The sequence below is a fragment of the Reyranella sp. genome, from assembly GCF_965228225.1.
Lineage (GTDB): Bacteria > Pseudomonadota > Alphaproteobacteria > Reyranellales > Reyranellaceae > Reyranella.
Genome location: NZ_OZ245801.1, coordinates 1,057,228 through 1,074,552 on the forward strand (window position 1 = coordinate 1,057,228; position 17,325 = coordinate 1,074,552).

At 67.1% G+C, this 17,325-nt stretch carries 20 protein-coding genes; 13 read left to right on the forward strand and 7 right to left on the reverse strand.

The annotated features are described in order from the left end of the window. Positions 1 to 11 precede the first annotated feature (11 nt). Entirely contained in the window at positions 12 to 1,055 is a 1,044-nt protein-coding gene (locus tag ACO07K_RS05130; protein WP_422034823.1) for a threonine aldolase family protein, read from the reverse strand. A 54-nt stretch (positions 1,056 to 1,109) separates the two neighbouring features. Between ACO07K_RS05130 and ACO07K_RS05135 the strand changes: the two genes are divergently transcribed. Beyond that, positions 1,110 to 1,940, forward strand: a complete 831-nt coding sequence (locus ACO07K_RS05135) for an enoyl-CoA hydratase/isomerase family protein (RefSeq protein WP_422034824.1) — start codon at positions 1,110 to 1,112, stop codon at positions 1,938 to 1,940. A 369-nt stretch (positions 1,941 to 2,309) separates the two neighbouring features. Next, a complete protein-coding gene (locus ACO07K_RS05140) occupies positions 2,310 to 2,921 on the forward strand; it encodes a hypothetical protein (protein WP_422034825.1) in 612 nt (203 codons plus the stop codon). Here ACO07K_RS05140 and ACO07K_RS05145 read toward each other — a convergent pair. Further along, a complete protein-coding gene (locus ACO07K_RS05145) occupies positions 2,918 to 3,937 on the reverse strand; it encodes an NADPH:quinone oxidoreductase family protein (protein WP_422034826.1) in 1,020 nt (339 codons plus the stop codon). The two genes, ACO07K_RS05140 and ACO07K_RS05145, sit on opposite strands and share 4 nt — an antisense overlap. Positions 3,938 to 4,055: 118 nt before the next feature. Between ACO07K_RS05145 and ACO07K_RS05150 the strand changes: the two genes are divergently transcribed. Beyond that, a complete protein-coding gene (locus ACO07K_RS05150; RefSeq protein ID WP_422034827.1) occupies positions 4,056 to 4,637 on the forward strand; it encodes a TetR family transcriptional regulator C-terminal domain-containing protein in 582 nt (193 codons plus the stop codon). Positions 4,638 to 4,717: 80 nt separating this feature from the next. After that, on the forward strand, positions 4,718 to 5,425 hold the full coding sequence (locus ACO07K_RS05155; protein WP_422034828.1) for an SDR family oxidoreductase: 708 nt from the start codon (positions 4,718 to 4,720) through the stop codon (positions 5,423 to 5,425). Here the strand turns inward: ACO07K_RS05155 and ACO07K_RS05160 are convergent. Further along, the gene (locus ACO07K_RS05160; protein WP_422034829.1) at positions 5,401 to 6,258 is read right to left on the reverse strand and encodes an enoyl-CoA hydratase-related protein; all 858 of its coding nucleotides are present in this window, start codon (positions 6,256 to 6,258) and stop codon (positions 5,401 to 5,403) included. The two genes, ACO07K_RS05155 and ACO07K_RS05160, sit on opposite strands and share 25 nt — an antisense overlap. 116 nt (positions 6,259 to 6,374) lie before the next feature. Here ACO07K_RS05160 and ACO07K_RS05165 point away from each other — a divergent pair, with 116 nt between their 5' ends. Further along, positions 6,375 to 7,166: an enoyl-CoA hydratase gene (locus ACO07K_RS05165; RefSeq protein WP_422034830.1), complete on the forward strand. Its 792-nt coding sequence runs from the start codon at positions 6,375 to 6,377 to the stop codon at positions 7,164 to 7,166. Between the two features lie 3 nt (positions 7,167 to 7,169). On the opposite strand, the gene ACO07K_RS05170 is transcribed toward ACO07K_RS05165, so the two are convergent. Then, positions 7,170 to 8,108 (reverse strand): branched-chain amino acid ABC transporter permease, encoded by a 939-nt coding sequence (locus tag ACO07K_RS05170; RefSeq protein WP_422034831.1) that lies wholly within the window; start codon positions 8,106 to 8,108, stop codon positions 7,170 to 7,172. A 43-nt stretch (positions 8,109 to 8,151) separates the two neighbouring features. Here ACO07K_RS05170 and ACO07K_RS05175 point away from each other — a divergent pair, with 43 nt between their 5' ends. Next, positions 8,152 to 8,901, forward strand: coding sequence for a VOC family protein (locus ACO07K_RS05175; protein ID WP_298316173.1), 750 nt, complete (start codon positions 8,152 to 8,154; stop codon positions 8,899 to 8,901). Positions 8,902 to 8,932: 31 nt separating this feature from the next. Further along, positions 8,933 to 9,325 (forward strand): hypothetical protein, encoded by a 393-nt coding sequence (locus ACO07K_RS05180; protein WP_422034832.1) that lies wholly within the window; start codon positions 8,933 to 8,935, stop codon positions 9,323 to 9,325. Positions 9,326 to 9,507: 182 nt separating this feature from the next. Here ACO07K_RS05180 and ACO07K_RS05185 read toward each other — a convergent pair whose 3' ends face one another. From ACO07K_RS05185 to ACO07K_RS05195, 3 genes are all read right to left on the reverse strand, one after another. Beyond that, entirely contained in the window at positions 9,508 to 10,482 is a 975-nt protein-coding gene (locus ACO07K_RS05185; protein WP_298316178.1) for an NAD(P)H-dependent flavin oxidoreductase, read from the reverse strand. Positions 10,483 to 10,583: 101 nt separating this feature from the next. After that, a complete protein-coding gene (locus ACO07K_RS05190) occupies positions 10,584 to 11,411 on the reverse strand; it encodes an alpha/beta hydrolase (RefSeq protein WP_422034833.1) in 828 nt (275 codons plus the stop codon). Further along, entirely contained in the window at positions 11,408 to 12,529 is a 1,122-nt protein-coding gene (locus ACO07K_RS05195; RefSeq protein ID WP_422034834.1) for an NAD(P)/FAD-dependent oxidoreductase, read from the reverse strand. The genes ACO07K_RS05190 and ACO07K_RS05195 overlap by 4 nt, the downstream gene beginning before the upstream one ends. Positions 12,530 to 12,583: 54 nt before the next feature. On the opposite strand from ACO07K_RS05195, the gene ACO07K_RS05200 reads away from it, so the two are divergent. The 6 genes from ACO07K_RS05200 to ACO07K_RS05225 are packed head-to-tail and all read left to right on the forward strand — an operon-like array spanning position 12,584 to position 17,141. After that, complete coding sequence (locus tag ACO07K_RS05200; protein ID WP_422034835.1) at positions 12,584 to 13,345, forward strand: SDR family oxidoreductase; 762 nt, start codon at positions 12,584 to 12,586, stop codon at positions 13,343 to 13,345. Continuing rightward, the gene (locus ACO07K_RS05205) at positions 13,342 to 13,716 is read left to right on the forward strand and encodes a dihydroneopterin aldolase (protein WP_422034836.1); all 375 of its coding nucleotides are present in this window, start codon (positions 13,342 to 13,344) and stop codon (positions 13,714 to 13,716) included. Before ACO07K_RS05200 ends, ACO07K_RS05205 begins: the two co-directional genes overlap by 4 nt. 12 nt (positions 13,717 to 13,728) lie before the next feature. Next, positions 13,729 to 14,649 (forward strand): DMT family transporter, encoded by a 921-nt coding sequence (locus ACO07K_RS05210; RefSeq protein ID WP_422034837.1) that lies wholly within the window; start codon positions 13,729 to 13,731, stop codon positions 14,647 to 14,649. After that, positions 14,646 to 15,581 carry a DMT family transporter gene (locus ACO07K_RS05215; RefSeq protein ID WP_422034838.1) on the forward strand — a complete coding sequence of 312 codons (936 nt, stop codon included), beginning with the start codon at positions 14,646 to 14,648 and terminating at the stop codon, positions 15,579 to 15,581. Before ACO07K_RS05210 ends, ACO07K_RS05215 begins: the two co-directional genes overlap by 4 nt. 13 nt (positions 15,582 to 15,594) lie before the next feature. Further along, a complete protein-coding gene (locus ACO07K_RS05220) occupies positions 15,595 to 16,038 on the forward strand; it encodes a sugar 3,4-ketoisomerase (RefSeq protein WP_422034839.1) in 444 nt (147 codons plus the stop codon). Beyond that, positions 16,035 to 17,141, forward strand: coding sequence for a DegT/DnrJ/EryC1/StrS family aminotransferase (locus ACO07K_RS05225; RefSeq protein ID WP_422034840.1), 1,107 nt, complete (start codon positions 16,035 to 16,037; stop codon positions 17,139 to 17,141). The genes ACO07K_RS05220 and ACO07K_RS05225 overlap by 4 nt, the downstream gene beginning before the upstream one ends. Positions 17,142 to 17,325: the final 184 nt, after the last annotated feature.

Sequence of the window (17,325 nt, forward strand, 5' to 3'; positions counted from 1 at the left end):
AGGTAGGCTATTTAAGCCGCCAGCGCGTCGCTGATCACCTTCAGCGCGCTGTCGATGTCGGCGCGGTTGACGTCGAGATGGGTGACGGCGCGGATGCGGTTGCCGGCGGCGGTGCCCATGCCGACGCCGCGCTCCTTGCAGGCCTCGACCAGCCGGGCCGGCGTCCAGCCGGGCTTGGTGACCTCGAAGAAGACCAGGTTGGTTTCCATGCGCGGGACGTCGATCTTGAGGCCCTTGATGTTGGCGATGCCCTCCGAGAGATGGCGGGCATTGTCATGGTCCTCGGCGAGGCGGTCCCAGTTGTGTTCGAGGGCATAGAGGGCCGCGGCGGCGATGATGCCGGACTGGCGCATCGAGCCGCCCAGCATCTGCTTCTGGCGCCACGCCTCGTGGATGAACTCCTTCGAGCCGGCCAGGCTGGCGCCGACCGGCGCGCCCAGGCCCTTGGTGTAGTCGAGCCACAGCGAGTCGACGCAGGCGGCGTAGTCGCTGGCCTTCGTGCCCGATTTGACGACCGCGTTGCAGAGGCGCGCGCCGTCCATGTGCAGGCTGAGGCCGGCGTCGCGCGCCACCTTGGTCACGCCCTGCATGGTGGCGAGCGGCCACACGGTGCCGCAACCGCCATTGGAGGTGTTCTCGATCGACACGAGGCGGGAGCGCGGGGCGTTGCGACTGTTGGGATCGCGGATGGCTTCCTTGACCTGCTCGCCGGTGAAGACGCCCTGGGGGCCGTCGAGCATGCGGATCATGACGCCGGCATTGGCGGCGGTGCCGCCCGACTCGGCGTTGATGATGTGCGCCGTGCGGTCGGCGATCACCTCGTCGCCCAGCCGGCAGTGTACGCGGATCGCGATCTGGTTGCCCATCGTGCCGCTCGGCAGGAACACCGCGTCTTCCTTGCCGAGAAGCTCGCACACGCGGTCCCGCAGGCGGTTGACGGTGGGGTCTTCCATCTTCTGCTCGTCGCCGACCTCGGCGTCGGCCATCGCCTTCCGCATGCCGGGGGAGGGCTTGGTCTTGGTGTCGCTGTAAAGGTCGATGAAACGGTTTTGCATGGCGTGTCCTGATCTCCTGCGCCACCATAACGGCAATCGCCATAGGGAGGAAACATGAGCCAGTTTGCGGCCGCACCCACAGCTTCGGCCTTGCCGGAGGAATTGCTCTACGCCGTCGACGGCGCGATCGCGACGATCACGCTCAACGCGCCGCAGCGCATGAACACGATTTCTGGCCCGATGCTGAAGCAGCTCACCGATGCGCTGGTCAAGGCGAACGAGGATCGGGCCGTGCGCGTGGTGATCCTGACGGGGACGGGCCGGGCCTTCTGCGCCGGGCTGAACCTCGAAGCGCAGAGCAAGGGCACCGACAATCTGAGCGTCGGCTCGGGTGCCACGCCGACCAACATCGACCTGCGCAACACGCCGCCGCCCGTCCTGCACGCAATGGACAAGCCGGTGATCTGCGCCCTCAACGGATCGGCGGCCGGCTACGGGCTCGACCTGGCGCTCGGCGCCGACATCAGGGTGATGGCGCAGTCCGCAAAGCTCGCGGCTTCCTACGCCAAGCGCGGCGTCCTGCCGGAGTCCGGTGGCACCTGGTACCTGCCGCGCATGCTGGGCTGGGCCAAGGCCTCAGAGCTGATCTTCACCGGCCGGACCCTGACTGCCGCGCAGTCGCTGGAGATCGGGCTGGTGAACAAGGTCGTGCCGGATGCCGACGTCATGGGCGCTGCCCGCGACCTGGCGCTGGAGATCGCCGCCAACGCGCCGCTCGCCATCCAGGCGGCCAAGCGGATGATGCGCATGGCGTGGAACGAGCCGTTCAACGAGCACGTCCATCACGTGTTCCTGCAGTTGCTGCCGCTGATGCAGACGGAAGACATGAAGGAGGGCATCAGGGCCTTCCTCGAGAAGCGCGAGCCCAACTTCACCGGCAGGTGACGGAAGCCGCGTCCCCGAAACCGCCCGAGGACGCGCATTCCGCGATACTGCGATCAACATGCACGTTTGAGTCGTTGACAGCGCATGGGGCGATAGTCTCCACTGGTTGAGAGGTCGGGGGAGAGACTATCGATGGTGGTTGTGCGTTTTCTCGCGGTGGCAAGTGTCGTCTGCATTTTCGTTTCGGCCTGTGCTCAACCCCCTGTAACGCCGATACCCGACAGCACGCGACGAACGATAACGTCGATTTCCGGCGACGTTTCCGGGATCAAGAATTCGGACACGTCGCAGATCGGCGCCCGGGGCAGCACCGAAGGCGGGCAGCGCGGCGCCGCTCAAGGTGTTGCCACGATGACGAGCAGCGGCAGCTTGCTTGGGCTTCTCCTGGCACCGGTGGGCGCGGCGGTCGGCGGTGCGAAGGGCGCGTCTGAGGCGCAGTCGGAGGATGTGGTCGACACCACGCGCTCCGACCTGCGCCTTGCCATGCAGGATACCGACTTCGCCGAGGATCTCCGGGCGCGTCTGGCGGCTTCGACGATCGCCGGCGACATCGTGGTTTCCAGCATGACGTCGGGTGCATCGACGGCGGCTCAGCAGAGCGTCACCAATGTGTCGGCGGGCAGCGCGCCGTCGCACATCATCGCTCTCGAATACAGGCTCGCGATCTTCCATCAGGCGCACGTCAACCCGAAGATCGCGCTCATCGCCCAGGTCACGGCCCAGGTCCAGTCGCCCGACCGCAAGCAGATGCTGCACAAGGCCACCTGGACTTACTGCGGCCAGCCCTACGATTTCGTGCAGATGGCCGCCAACAATGCGGCCCTCCTGCGCGGGCAGATCAACATGGCGGCCGCAGTGCTCGCGGAGGCCATTCCCTATGACCTCTTCGTCAGCAAGCTGCCGCGGCCCCTCAAGGGCTATTGCATGGACTTCAGCGACCTGCCGAGCGGCACCGGGACCAAGGCGCCGGGCCTGATCTAGCCGGCAGACCCGTCCATCACGATGGCCACGCGGCCGGTGACGCTGCGCTCGAGGAGTGCGCGCATCGCCTGCGGGGCGTCGGGCAGGGCAAAGGTGCGGTCGACATGCGGGCGGCACAGACCCTGCTCGCACCAGCCGCGAATGCGCTCCGCCAGGGCGAAAGTACGCGGCGCTTCCTCGAAGCGCGCATCGTGCGGGCTCCAGCCGACATAGTAGCCGTAGTTGAAGCCCATCACGGCCAGGGTCTTGACCAGCAGGATGTTGGCCGGGATTTGCGGGATGGTTCCACTGGCAAAGCCGATGGGGCAGATCCGCCCGCCCACGGCCATGCACCGCAAGGACTGCGTGAAGACGTCGCCGCCGACCGGATCGTAGACCCGGTCGACGCCACGGCCGCCGGTGAGCTTCAGAACTTCCTCACGGAAATCCGTCGCGCTGTAGTCGATCACGTGATCGGCGCCGTGCGCCTTGGCGAATTCCGTCTTGCGCGGACCGCCCGCGGTGGCGATCACCGTCGCGCCGAGGATCTTGCCGATCTCGACCGCCGCCATGCCGACGCCGCCGGCGGCCGCATGGACCAGCAAGGTGTGTCCCGGCTGCACGTCGAGTCCTTCGGCCCAGGTCAGGGCGCCGGCCGAGGTCGGATAGGAGATCGCGAGCTGGATCGCCTCGACGAAGCCCACGGTGCTGGGCTTGGGAAAGACGTTGACCTCATGGGCCACGACTTCCTCGGCGAGCCCGCCCCAGTCGAGCACGGCCACGACCTCGTCGCCGACCTTGACCCGCGTGCAGGCGGGATCGACCTCCGTGACGATGCCGGACGCCTCGGTGCCGGGCGCGAAGGGGAAGGGCGGTCGGCGCTGGTACTTGCCCGCGATCACCAGCGTCGTGGCGAAGCTGACACCGGCCGCGCGGATGCGGATGCGCACCTGGCCGGGCTTCAGCGGCGCCGACTCGATTTCTTCCAGTCGCAAATCCTCAGGCCCGCCCCACTGGCGGCAGATCATCGCCCGCATGTCTCTCCTCGGTTCCGCTCGATCCGCGGGACCTTACGGTCTGCGCTCGCCATTCGCAAAAGCCCGTCTGGGCGCTGCCGCTCTTGAAATGGCAAGCCGACCGGTCATATCGAATCCCATGGCCCAGAAGACCAACGTTCGGGAACGGTTGCTCGCGGCAGCTCTCGAGACTCTGCACAAGAACGGTTTCAATGCGACCGGCGTGCAGGACATCACCGATGCCGCCAAGGTCCCCAAGGGATCATTCTACAACCACTTCGACAGCAAGGACGCGCTCGGCGTCGAGGTGGTCGGACACTATGTCGCCAAGGGCGCTGAACGGCGGCAGGCGCTCGTCGACGGGCCGGGCGCGCCGCTCGGGCGCCTGAAGGCCTACTTCAAGTCGCTCAACCAGCTCGGACCGGCGAGCGGCTTCAGTCGCGGCTGCCTGCTGGGCAATTTCAGCGCCGAACTCGCGAGCCAGAGCCCGGATATCCGGCAGGCGCTGGCCGGCGCCCTGGCCGACTGGACGAAAGACATTGCGCGTGTGGTGGCCGAGGCGCAGCAGGCGGGCGATATCGGCCGCGACCTGCCGGCCGCCACGCTGGCGGCCTTCCTGCTGAACGCCTGGGAAGGCGCGGTCCTGCGGTCCCGGGTCGACAAGAGCGCGGCGCCGCTCGACGCCTTCATGTCGGTCGCCTTCAACAAAATTCTGACCTGACGCAGGAAAACTCTCTCGAAGAACCGTCGCGCTGTTCTTATCTCAAGACGACCGGTCATCTTGACCATTGGAGATGTAGCGTGAAAATCAAGGACTCAGTTGCCCTCGTGACCGGCGCCAATCGCGGCCTCGGGCTCGCCTTCACCCAGGCCCTTCTGGCGGGCGGCGTCCGCAAGGTCTATGCGGCGGCGCGCGACCCCGCTTCGGTCAAGCAGGCGGGTGTGGTGCCGGTTCGCCTCGATGTGACGAACGCCGCAGAGGTTGCTTCTGCCGCCGCTGAGCTGGGCGACGTCACCCTCGTGATCAACAATGCCGGCATCATCCGGGCTTCGGGCTTTCTCGGCGAAAAGGGAGTCGAGGCGGTGCGCGCGGAGCTGGAAACCAACTTCTTCGGACCGGTCCATGTCAGTCGCGCCTTCGCGCCCATCCTCGCGCGAAACGGCGGCGGCGCGATCGTGAACGTGCTGTCGGCGCTGAGCTGGGTCGCGTTCCCGTCTTCCTCGACCTACTCCGCCTCCAAGGCGGCGGCCTGGTCGTTCAGCAACGGCCTGCGCAACGAGCTGCGCGGCCAGGGCACGCAGGTTCTCGCCCTGCATGTGGGCTATATGGACACCGACATGGTGCGCGACGTCGCGGCGCCGAAGTCGAAGCCGGAGGATGTGGCGCGGCAGACGCTGGAGGCTCTCGAGGCCGGCCAGTCCGAGATCCTGGCCGACGAGGTCAGCCGCCGCATCAAGCAGAACCTGTCGGCCGAGCCCGGCGTCTACCTGGTGCCGCCGGCGGGCTGAGCCCAGGGGCCGAAGGGCGGCATGTCCTTCGAGGGCTTGAGCGGGAAGACGGGCGTGCGCTTCTCGAAGAACGACTTGATGCCCTCCTGCGCATCGGCGCCGGCCGCGAGATGGCCGACGCACTGCAGGTCGAGCGTCACGGCATCGAGCGGATTCTGCGCACCCCACATGCTCCACATCAGCCGGCGGTTGACCGCCGCGGCCACCGCGGAGGAGGTCGAGGCGGCGAACTTCGCGGCCAGCGCCTGCGCCGCCGGCAGCAGCTCCTCCGGCGCATGAACGGACCGGACGAGGCCGCCCTTCAGCGCCTCGTCCGCGCCGAACAGTTCGGCCGTCATCACCCATTCCTGAGCCTGCTGCATGCCCACCAGGCGCGGCAGGAACCAGCAGCTCCCGGCTTCCATCGCCATGCCGCGCTTGTTGAAGACGAAGCCGACGCGGGCGGTGCTCGACATCATGCGGATGTCCATCGGCAGGCACATGGTGATGCCGACCCCGACGGCGGCGCCGTTGATCGCCGCCACGATGGGCTTCAGGCAATTGAATATCGCCAGCGTGATCGAATCGCTGGCCTCGCGCTTCTCGGGTTTGCTGCCGTCGTTCCACACCTGGAAGGCGGCCGTCCCGCCCGAGATGTCGGCGCCGGCGCAGAAGGCTCGGCCGGCTCCGGTGACGACGATGGCGCGCACTTCGTCCATCCCGTTCACGCGCTGGAAGAAGTCGATCAGCTCGCGGCTCATGGTGGTCGAGAAGGCATTGAGCTTGTCGGGCCGGTTGAGCGTCACGGTCATCACGCCGCCGCTCAGTTCCGTCAGCAGGGTCTCGTAGTCCATGGCCAGAATTCCCTCCCGTTTTGTTCCGCCCAGCAAGACGGAATGTCGTTGCGTGACTTCAAGGTTTGGGAAACATTCGCCGCAACACCCGCCAACCGCAATCCCGGAGGAAGTCGATGTCCCACCTGATCAAGACCGTCGAAGACGGCGTCATGAAGATCGTGCTCAACCGTCCCGACGCCATGAACGCGCTGAGCCGCGACATGATGCAGGCGCTTTCCGATTCGCTCGAGGAAGCGGCGGGCAATCGCGCCATCGGCTGCGTCGTGGTGCGCGGCGCCGGCGACAAGGCCTTCTGCGCGGGTGGCGACGTGAAGTCGATGGCGGCGGGCCGCGACCAGGACAAGACCTACGAGGACAAGGTCCACGACATCCGCGAGCGCATGAAGGTCTCCGAGCTGCTGCACGAAATGGGCAAGCCCACGATCGCCATGGTGAACGGCGTCGCGGCCGGCGCCGGCCTGTCGCTGGCCCTCGCCGCCGACATGCGCTTCGCCGGCAAGAGCGCGCGCATGACGACGGCGTTTGCCAAGGTCGGCTTCTCGGGCGACTTCGGCTCGCACTATTTCCTGCACAAGCTGGTCGGCACGTCGAAGGCGCGCGAGCTCTACTTCACCGCCGAGATCCTGAACGCCGAGCAGATCGAGAAGCTCGGCCTCGCGACCCGCATCGTCGACGATGCCAATCTCGACGCCGAGACGATGGCCTTCGCCAAGAAGCTGGCCGCCGGCCCGCGCGTCGCCTGGTGGCACGCCAAGAAGAACATGAAGGTGGCGGAAGAGGGCACCCTCTCCGAGGCGCTCGACAGCGAGGCCGCGCGCATGATCCGCACCGGCGAGACCGAGGACCACAAGGAAGCGGCGCGCGCCTTCGTCGAGAAGCGCGCCCCCAATTTCAAAGGCCTCTAGACTTCAAGGGCGTCTGAATTTCAGCCGGACGGCGAGGCGGGCCAGCGCGCCCGCCACGCCGTCGGGCATCGCCACCATGGCGGCGATCAGCAGCACGCCGTAGAGCAGGGCGGAGTAGCCCTTGCCCAGCCCCGCCGTCACGTCGGGGAAGAACTGCAGGAAGAGCCCGCCCAGGACCGCGCCGCCGGCCGAGTGCATGCCGCCGATCACCAGGCCGAACAGCATCTGGACCGACAGCGCGAAATTGTAGCTGCCCGGTCCAACGAATCCGAACTGCCAGGCGGACAGACAGCCGGCGACGGCGAGATAGGCGCCGGCAATCCCGGAGGCCGCGGCGCGCGCCTGCGGGACGCGGATGCCCTGGGCGGTCGCCGCGAAATCCTGATCGCGCGCCGCCTTCAGCGCGCGGCCGGAGCGGCTGTGGATCAGATTGTGCGCCAGCCACAGGCCGACGGCCAGGAGCGCCAGCGCCATCAGGAAGGCCCAGCGATCGTTGCTGAGCAGAGCGGTCGGTGGCGTCGGGAAGTCGAGGTAGAGTCCTTGGACGCCGCCCGTCCAATGCTCGATCGGTCGCCAGCGCAGCAGTTGCGGGAAGGCGATCACCACGGCGTAGGTGACGAGGGCCTGCGTCCAGAGCGTATGGGGACCGGCCACTCGGCCAACGCCATAGCCCGCGGCGAAGCCCAGCAACGGGGCCAGGGCGAGGCCGGCATAGGGCGAGAGCGGCGTGTGGGCCGCCAACATGGCCGCACCGTAGCCGCCGATGCCGAACAGCGCCCCCTGGGCCAGCGAGAACTGGCCGCTGACGCCGCACAGGATCACCAGGCCCAGCAACGCGATCGACCAGATCGCCGCCTGCGTGAAGCGGAAGACGACGAAATCCGGGAAGCAGAACGAGAGCGCGGCCGCCGCGACGAAGCCCATGGTCCATACGGTCCGCATGGCGTTACGATAGACCGTACAACAACGGAATGGGAGCGAAGCGATGAGACTGAGGCAATGCGTCTTCGTCTGCAAAGACCTGGAAAGCTCCACCGAGGAGCTGTGCGACATTCTCGGCATCGAGGTCGCCTATCGCGATCCCGGCGTCGCCAAGTGGGGCCTGGCCAACGTCGTCTGCCCCACCGGCAACGATTTCCTCGAGATCGTGTCGCCCTTCAAGGACGGCACGTCGGCCGGCCGCTACATCGAGCGCCGCAAGGGTGATGGCGGCTACATGGTGATCCTGCAGGTGCCCGATGCGGTGGCCGAGCGTCAGCGCGTCACCGCGCTCGGCGTGCGTGCCGTGGCCGAGAAGGACCTGCCCGAGTACCAGTACACCCACTTCCATCCTTCGGACACGAACGGCGTGCTGCTGTCGCTCGACACGACGTTTGCGCCTCCGGGCGTCGATCCCGCTTTGTGGTGGCCGCCCGCGGAGAAGGACTGGACGAAGCACGCGCGCTCGGACGTCACCAACGGTCTGGCGGGCGTGGAAATCCAGCATGACGATCCCGACGGCGCTGCCGCCGCCTGGTCGCGCATCCTCGACCGTCCGGCCGTCGACAACATCATCCGGCTCGACGGTTCGCAGATCCGCTTCGTGCCGATCGTCGACGGGCGTGGTCCCGGCGTCTCGGCCTACGACGTGACGGTCGTCGATCGCGACCGCGTGCTGGCCGCCGCCGAGAAGCGGGGCCGCCGGCATGGCGTCGGTCAGGTCGAGGTCTGCGGCTGCCGCATCAATCTGGTGTAACAGCGCGCTCTCAGATACAGGCAACAGGATCGTGCTGCGCATCCGTCCCTTCGTCATGGGCCATCTGGTCGCCGCCCTGCTCGTCGGGGCGGGAGCGGGCGCTTTCCTGGCCGCCGAGGCCATGCTGATCGGGGGAGTCGGCATGCTGGCCGGCGCGATCGTGAGTTCGCTGGTGTGCCAGTGGAAACCCGGCGTCGAGGCGCCGGCCTCGCAGCTCTGGCCGGTCGCGGTCCTCGCCAACCCGGTCTTTCTGGGGGCGCTCGTCTTCATGGCCCTCGACTGGGAGTGCGTCGTGGGCCGTCAGAGCGGCTGGGGTTGCCTGGTCGCCGTGATGGCGGTCATTGTCGCGAGCCTGTGTTTCCTGCCGCCGCTCGGCGGCCTGCTGTGGCGAACCTGGAAGCGCCATCGCGCGCGCCCGCGTTAGAGCCTTCGTCTCAGGTTAACCACACCACCTCATCCTGAGGAGCCGCGCGTAGCGCGGCGTCTCGAAGGATGGGCAACGGGCGGTGTACGTGTAGCCCATCCTTCGAGACGGCTGCTGCGCAGCCTCCTCAGGATGAGGTTATTGGGAAGTTCGACGCAGATTCGATCTCTGCTCGAAATGACCTAAGCCGCGAGCGACTTCGCGAGGCGGCCGCGGATCATCTCCTCGGCTTCGCTGACGATACGCTCGACCAACTCCTTGCAGGACGGGATGTCGTTGATCAGGCCCATGCAGGTGCCGGCCGACCAGATGCCGTGTTCCATGTCGCCGGTTTCGTAGACGACCTTGCCCTTGGCGCCGGCGACGATCGGGCCGATCTCCTGGATGGTCTTGCCTTCGCCTTCCATCTCGATGGTCTTCTTGGCGATGCTGTTGCCGTAGACGCGGCTGGTGTTGCGCATGGTGCGCAGGATCAGCGACGTGCTGCGCTCGTCGGAGGAGACGATCTTCTCCTTCACGTTCTGGTGGATCGGCGCTTCCTTGGTCGCCATGAAGCGAGTGCCCATGTTGATGCCCTCGCAGCCCAGTGCCAGCGCCGCCACGAGGCCGCGCGCATCGGCGAAGCCGCCTGAGGCGATCATCGGGATCTTGATGACATTGGCGGCCGCCGGCAGCAGCACCAGGTTCGGCACATCGTCCTCACCCGGGTGACCGGCGCACTCGAAACCGTCCATCGAGATCGCATCGACACCGGCCTTCTCGGCCGAGAGACCGTGACGGACCGCGGTGCACTTGTGGATCACCTTGACGCCCGCTTCCTTGAGCTTGGGCATGAAGGGCTTGGGATTGTTGCCGGCAGTCTCGACGATCTTGATGCCGGAATCGATGATGGCGTCGATGTACTCGCCATAGGGGCGCGGCACGAGCGTCGGCAGGATGGTGAGGTTCACGCCGAACGGCTGGTCCGTCATCTCGCGGCAGCGCTTGATCTCCTTGCGCAGATCCTCGGGCGTCGGCTGGGTGAGGCCGGTGAGGATGCCCAGCGCGCCCGCGTTGGAAACGGCCGAGGCGAGTTCGGCGCGGCCGACCCACTGCATGCCACCCTGCACGATCGGATGCTTGATGCCGAACATCTCGGTGAAGCGCGTCTTGATCATCTGGATTTTTCCCCCTGGGTAAGTTCCCCAAGCATTAGCGAACCGGAACGCCGGGGGCCAGCCCACGGATCGCACTGTGGACATGCCGTCCGCAATGCGGATCAGGTTCGGTCGATGAACGAGATCGTGTCGTCCAGGGAAGGCGCGCGCTTGCGCAGCAGCTCGGAGAAGGAGCCCACGATGTCGATATGGTCGACCTCGGGATAGAGCTTCAACTCGGCGCTTCCACCGGCCCTGCGCCAGGCCGCTGCCAGGCGTTCGCTGTTGAAGGGCTTCACCGTCGTATCGGCGGTGCCGTGCAGCAGCAGGAGCGGCGGTAGCGGCGCGCGGGCATATTCGATCGGCTGCGTCTCGCGCCGATCGCCGCCGAAAATCTCCCTCAGCCGGCGCGAGGTGAGGGGCAGGAAATCGTAGGGGCCGGCGATGCCGATCCCGCCGGGCAGCTTCATGCGGTCGACACCGGCAGCCGCGAGATAGGGGGTGTTGGCGACCAGCATGATGGCGATGTAGGCGCCCGCCGAATGACCGGTGACGAACAGTTTTTCGGTGCCGACCTTGTTGGCCGCCCAGGCCGTCGCCGCCGCGCCATCGTCGAGGAAGTCGGGATAGCGAACCTCAGGATAGACGCGGTAGTCGGGAATGATGGTGGTGATGCCGCGCGCCGCCAGCGCCTGGCCGACGAAGAGATAGTCGCCCTTGGCGCCGGAATCCCAGGAGCCGCCGTAGAAGAAGATCACCGCCTTGCCGTCGGCACGCGGCTGCTCCGGTGTGTAGACGTCGAGCTTCTGGCGGGGAAGGCTGCCATAGGGAATGTCGGCGTCGAGCTTGTAGCCCGAGCGCGCGACCGTCGTGTTCAGGAGCGCAGCGGGAGAGCAGCCGCCGAGCAGGCCGAGAACGCTGGCAAGGAGGCCTCGGCGCGCCAAACTCATGCAGAACCGGCGAGGTCGCGCACCTGATCGGCCAGCGCCAGCGAGGCGGTGAGGCCGGGCGATTCGATGCCGAACAGGTTGATGAGGCCGGGCACGCCATGATCGGCGGGACCGGTGATGGTGAAATCCTGCGCCGGCGCGCCCTGCGGCACGATCTTCGGCCGGATGCCGGCATAGCCGGGCTGGAGCGAACCGTCCTTGATGCCGGGCCAGTACTTGCGCACGGCAGCGTAGAACTTGTCGGCGCGATGCGGATCGACCGTGTACTCGATGCCGTCGATCCACTCGACGTCGGGCCCGAACTTCGCCTGCCCGCCCATGTCGACGGTGATGTGCACGCCCAGCCCGCCCGGCACCGGGACGGGGTAGATGAGGCGGGAGAAGGGGGAGCGTCCGGTCAAGGTGAAGTAATTTCCTTTGGCGTAGTACGCGGTGGGGATGTGCCCGGATGGCATGCCGACGATTTTTTTCGCAAGCGTCGGCGCATGCAGGCCCGCCGAATTGATCAGTAGGCGGCAACGCAGGTTCATCGGCTCGGTTCCACCGACCTCGATCTCGATACCGCCCTCGACCACGCGGCCCGCTTTCACTGGACTGTTGAAGGCGAACATCGCCCCGTGCGCTTCGGCGTCGCCCTGCAGCGCCAGCATGTAGGAATGGCTGTCCACGATCCCGGTGCTGGGCGAGAACAGGGCGGCCGTGCACTGCAGGTTCGGCTCCATCGCCATCGCCTCGGCGGCGCTCAGGAAGCGCATGCCCTCGACGCCGTTGGCTTCCGCACGTCCCTTGATCTCGGCGAGCTTCTCGCTCTCTGCCGCGTTGGTCGCCACGATCAGCTTGCCGCAATTGAGATGCGGCACGCCGTGGTCCTGGCAATAGGCATAGAGCATGCGCCGGCCGGCAACGCAGGCCCGCGCCATCAGGCTGCCCTTGGGGTAGTAGATGCCGGCGTGGATGACCTCGGAATTGCGCGAACTGGTTTCGGTGCCGATGGCGTCGGCAGCCTCCACGACGATGACCTCACGGCCGGCAAGGGCCAGGGCACGGGCGACGGCAAGGCCGACAACACCTGCGCCAATGACAACGCAGTCGACGGTTTCGAACGGGGACGAATTCATGGTCGCATGCTAGAACCGCCGCCTCTTTCAGTCACCAAGGGCGGGTGTCGCATCATGAAAGGCGCGTTGGTCACGGGGGCGGGATTGCGAATCGGCCGTGCCCTGGCGCTCGCGCTGGCGGCCGACGGGTTCTTCGTCTTCGTGCACTACAAGGACTCGGCGGCCGGGGCGAAGGAGACCGTCGCGACGATCCGCGAGGCGGGCGGCAAGGCGGTCGCCGTGCGCGCGGACCTCGCCTCGGCGCGTCAGGCCGAGGCGCTGGTCGGCAAATGCCGGGCGCGCGGCGTGCGGCTCACCTGCCTCGTCAACAGCGCCTCGCTGTTCAAGCTCGACCGCGCGCCGACGGCGACGGCGGCCGATTTCGACCTGCACATGGCGATCAACCTGCGGGCGCCGCTGCTGCTTGCCCAGGCGTTGGCGCGGCAGCTGCCGCCGGACGAGACGGGCCTCGTCGTGAACGTGCTCGACCAGAAACTCTACAACCTCAATCCCGACTTTCTCACCTACACGCTGTCCAAGATCGGCCTGCAGGGGCTGACGACCTTGCTGGCGCAATCCTTCGCGCCGCGGCTGCGGGTGGCGGGCATCGCGCCCGGGCTGACCCTGCGCAGCGGCAGCCAGACGGATGCACGCTTCGCCGAGCAGCATGCCGCCAATCCGCTCGGGGTCGGCGTGACGGTCGACGATCTCGTCCGCGCGCTGCGCTTCATCGTGGCGACGCCGAGCTACACCGGCGACACGATCGTCGTCGACGGCGGCGAGCATCTGACCGGCCGGCCGCGCGACATCGCCTTCGACCTGAAGAAGAAGAAATGACCATGGTCACCTCCCAGCGCCGCATCTTCATCCGTGACATGCGGCTGCCGGTGTCGATCGGCATCTATGACTTCGAATTGGCCAAGCCACAGGCCGTGGTGATCAACGTCGAGCTGCTCCTGGCGGACCCCGACCGCGCGCACGACGACAGCATCGCCAACGTGCTGAACTACGACCTTATTCACGACGGCATCGTCGAGCTCGCGGCGAGCCGTCACTTCAACCTCCAGGAGACGCTGGTCGAGGGCATTCTCGACCTGTGCCTGGCGCAGCCACAGGTCGTCGAGGCGCGCGTCTCGACCGAGAAGCCCGACGTCTACAAGGATTGCCGCGTCGGCTACGAGGCGGTCCGCCGTCGCGCCACGGGCTGAGCGGCAGGCTCGATGTCTCCGTCCGTCGGTGCGCTGCGGCGCGCCAGCCTGGTCCTGCTGCTCGCCGCCATGATCTGGGGATCGATGATTCCCGTGCTGGCGGCGCTGGCGGAGCACTACGACAACTGGCTGCTGTCCTGGTCGCGCTACATCTTGGGCCTGCCCGTTCTCTGGCTGGCGGTCCTGCTGAGCCGAAAGCCGGCGGCGAAGCCGCGGCCGCTCGACTGGCGCCGGCTGCTGAAGCTCGGCACGGCCATGACGGCCTTCTCGGTGCTCTACACGTTCGGTGTGGCCCATGCCCATCCGGCGACCTCGGCCATCGTGCTGATGTGCGGTCCGATCTGGGCGACGCTGCTCGCGCGGGCGATGCTGGGCTCCTCCACGCCGCCAGGCTTCGGGCTCACCTTGGTGCTGGTCGTAGCCGGCGGCATCGTCGTCGTGCTGGGCACGCCGGGCCGTGCGGCGGGCTCCTTCGGCCTCGAAGGCGGTGAGGGGCTGCTGGTGATCGCCCAGCTCTGCTGGAGCTGGTACTCGATCCGTGCCCAGCAATGGCTGGCCGACCGCGGCCAGATCGCCCTGTCGGCGCTCACCTCTACGGTGGCCAGCGTGCTGCTGGGCGTGGTCTGTGCCGTGGTCTGGGCGCTGGGCGGCATCGCCTGGCCGACCCGGCCGCCGACGCCGATCGAGTGGGGCATGGTTGCCTGGATCGGCATCCTGGGCGTCGCGGTGGCCGTCCTTCTCTGGAATACCGGCGTCTCTCTGGTCGGCGTGCCCGTCGCTTCCCTGTTCGCGAACTCGGCGCCGGTCTTCGCGATCGGGCTTGCCGCCCTGATGGGGCGCGAGCCGAGCTGGCTGCAGGTCGCGGGCGGTGTCGTCGTCCTGGCGGGCATCGCCCAGTTGCAGATCCGCCAGACCCGCGCGGCGCGGCGATGACCGGGGGTCCGGCGCCGGGACGCGGCCGGCACCACATGCTGGGCGCCTTCGCGGCCATGGTCTTCGTGGGCGTGAGCTGGGGCGCCAACGTGCCCGTCTCCAAGGTCATGCTCGAGCACTTCGACGTGGTGCCCATGCTGACCATCCGCACCCTGGCGGCCGTGGCGACGCTCGGCGTGCTGCTGGTGCTGGCGGAGGGCGTCCGCAACCTTCGGATCGAAATCGGCCTGAAGCGCTTCCTGCTGATCGGCCTGATGATGAGCGGCTTCTTCACGGTCTTCATCGCGGGCATCCGGTTCAGCAACCCGATCTCAGCGGCCGCCGTCCAGGTGGCTGGACCGCTGGTCTCGGCGGCGACCGTGCGTCTCGTGACCGGCGCGCGCTTCGATCCCGGCTTCGGGGTCGCCCTGGCCCTGACCCTGACCGGAGGCGCCATTCTGGCCGCCGGCAGCCTGTTCGGCCGGGGCGCCCTGACCCTGGGCGGCGGCGAGATCATCGTGCTGCTCTCCAATGCGATCTGGACGCTCTACAGCCTGAAGGCGCAGGCCTGGTTCGACCGGGCGAGCCAGCTGCACCGGGCCTATGTCGCGTCGCTGTCGGCCCTCGGCTGGATGTCGATTTTCACCCTGGTGTTGATCGGTCTGGGCTGGGCGAACTCGCCCTTTGCGGTTACCGACGGCTGGGTGTGGAGCCAGCTCCTGCTCGTCGCCGTCTTCTCGAGCGGTGTGGGCGCCTATCTCTGGAACGTCGGCGCCAGCCGGCTGGGGGTTGCAATTGCGTCGCTCTGGATCAATCTCGTGCCGTTTTTCGCCGTATTATGGTCAATGACCTATGGCTTCATCCCCAACGCCTACCAGATCGCCGGTGGGCTCGTCGCCTTGAGTGGCGTCGTCTACATGCAATGGCGAAGGCTCCAAACGACAAAACGATAAGACAGGCTCTGCCATGCCCGACATGTCTCTTCCCCAGCTCAACGTCTCCAATTGCCGCTGGCTTTCCGTTCCCGGACGCGGCGACGTCCGCGGCAAGATCAACTTCCTCGAGTTCGACCAGCAGCTGGGCTTCACCGTGAGGCGCCTGTTCTGGCTGCACGACATCGCGTCCGATCAGTGGCGCGGCCGGCATGGACACCGTGAGTCGCATCTCGTCACACTCGTGATGAACGGCTCATGCCAGCTGCATCTCGACGACGGCAAGGTGAAGGAAACGGTCGTCCTCAGCGACCCGGGGCGGGCGCTTCACATCGGGCCGATGGTTTGGCACGAGCTGGACAACTTCGCGCCGCAGACCGTCATCCTGGTCATCGCCTCGACCCTCTACGACGAGAGCGAGTACCTGCGCGACTACGAGGCGTTCAAGCGCGAAGTCGAGGCGGCGAGCCGAGCATGATCCCCTTCCTCGACATGAAGTCGGTCTACACCGAGCTCAAGCCGGAGCTCGATGCCGCTTATCTGCGCGTGATGGAGTCCGGCTGGTTCGTGCTCGGCAAGGAGGTCGAAGCCTTCGAAGCCGAGTACGCCGCCTTCTGCGGCACGAAGCACTGCGTCGGACTGGGCAACGGCCTCGAGGCGCTCGAGCTCGCGCTGCGGGCCTGGGACATCGGTGCGGGCGACGAAGTCATCGTGCCGTCGAACACCTATATCGCGACCTGGCTCGCGGTGACGGCGGTGGGCGCCAAGGTGGTGCCCGTCGAACCGACTCCGGGCGGGCCGAACATCGATCCCGACCGGATCGCGGCGGCCATCACGTCGCGCACACGCGCTATCATGCCGGTCCATCTCTACGGCCAGCCGGCCGACATGGACGCGATCATGGCACTCTCCGCCAAGCACGGGCTGAAGGTGATCGAGGACGTGGCCCAGGCGCAGGGCGCCAAGGTCCGCGGGCGCCGCACAGGCTCGTTGGGAGACGCCGGCGCGCACAGCTTCTTCCCGAGCAAGAACATCGGCGCCTTCGGCGATGGCGGGGCGGTCACGACGGACGATTCGAAGCTGGCCGAGCGCCTGCGCACGCTGCGCAACTACGGCAGCCGCGTGAAGTACGTGAACCTCGAGAAGGGGCTGAACTCACGCCTCGACGAGCTGCAGGCGGCGTTCCTGCGCGTGAAGCTCACGAAGCTCGACGAGTGGAACGATCGCCGCCGGAAGGTCGCGGCGCGCTACGATGACCGGCTGTCCGACATCACGAGTCTTGCCTTGCCCAACGTCCCGCAATGGGCCGATCCGGTGTGGCACCTGTACGTGGTGCGAACGAACCGGCGCGCCGATCTGGTGAAGGCGCTGGAGACGGCGGGCATGGGATCGCTGATCCACTATCCGATCCCGCCGCATCTTCAGGAGGCCTATGCCGAACTCGGCCAAGGCAAGGGGAGCTACCCTCTCGCCGAGAAGCTGGCCGAGACCGTGCTCAGCCTGCCGATGGGGCCGCACATGCCGCTCGAATCGGTCGACCAGGTCTGCGCCGTGATCCGGAAGACGCTCGACGTCAGGTGAAACTTCGGGGTGCCTCTATGGCGGCCCTGGATCCACCAACACCAACCTCATGCTGAGGAGCGCCCCGGAGGGGCGCGTCTCGAAGCATGGGCACGATCACCACGTCTGTTGCCGATCCTTCGAGACGCGGCCTGCGACCGCTCCTCAGGATGAGGTGGTGCGGGTCGGCTTTATCCTGAAAGAT